This is a genomic window from Rhizobium sp. WYCCWR 11146 (assembly GCF_013591995.1).
In the GTDB taxonomy this organism is placed as follows: Bacteria; Pseudomonadota; Alphaproteobacteria; order Rhizobiales; family Rhizobiaceae; genus Rhizobium; species Rhizobium indicum.
The window spans coordinates 1-934 of sequence record NZ_JACCEY010000027.1; the positions used below are offsets into that span (position 1 = coordinate 1).

Genomic DNA, 934 nt, shown 5'->3' on the forward strand with positions numbered 1-934 from the left:
TGTCGTTGCCGGCGCCACCGGCAATGGTGTCGGTCCCGCTACCGCCGACGATTAGGTTGTCCAGCGAGTTTCCTGTTCCGACAAAGTCCGTCGTTCCGATATAGGTGAGGTTCTCGACATCACTGCCAAGCGTGTAACTCGCCAGTGTCGTGCGAACCGTGTCGATCCCCGCGTCAGCGTTCTCGGCTACGATATCGACGGCATTGTCGACGATGTAAGTGTCATTGCCTGCCCCGCCGATCAAGGTATCGGCGCCGGCGCCACCATCCAGCACATCATTGCCGGCGCCGCCGGTGATCGTGTTGGCGAGAGCATTGCCGGTGCCGGTGAAGTTTGCCGATCCCGTGTAGGTGAGGTTCTCGACATTGTTGCCGATCGTATAGCTGGCAAGCGCCGTCTGGACCGTGTCTGTCCCCTCGTTCGCATTCTCGATCACAAGGTCGGTCGCAATATCGACGACATAAAGGTCGTCACCCGTCCCGCCTGACATCGTGTCGGAACCAGCACCACCAATCAATGTGTCGTTGCCGACGCCACCGCTGAGATTGTCCGCAGCTGCCCCACCGGTCAGGACGTTGCTCAGCGCATTGCCCGTGCCGGCAAAGGCTGCCGTTCCGATATAGGTGAGGTTCTCGACATTGGCTCCCAGTGTGTAGGCGGCCAGGGCCGTGCGAACCGTGTCGGTTCCCGCGGCGGCGTTCTCGGCAACGCTGTCACCGACATTGTCGACGATATAGGTGTCGTCGCCCGCACCGCCGATCAGCGTATCGGCGCCTGCCCCGCCATTCAGCACATCGTTGCCGGCGCCGCCGGTGATGGTGTTGGCGAGCGCATTGCCGGTGCCAGTGAAGCTGGCCGATCCCGTGTAGCTCAGGTTCTCGACATTGATCAGTGCAGCGATCGAGTAGGTCGCAAGCGACGTGCGGATTTCGTC

1 protein-coding gene is annotated in these 934 nt (G+C 61.5%); it reads right to left on the reverse strand.

Annotated elements, in window-relative coordinates:
* The coding region (locus HX899_RS24285; RefSeq protein ID WP_181293608.1) for a calcium-binding protein at positions 1-934 on the reverse strand (934 nt) is incomplete at both ends.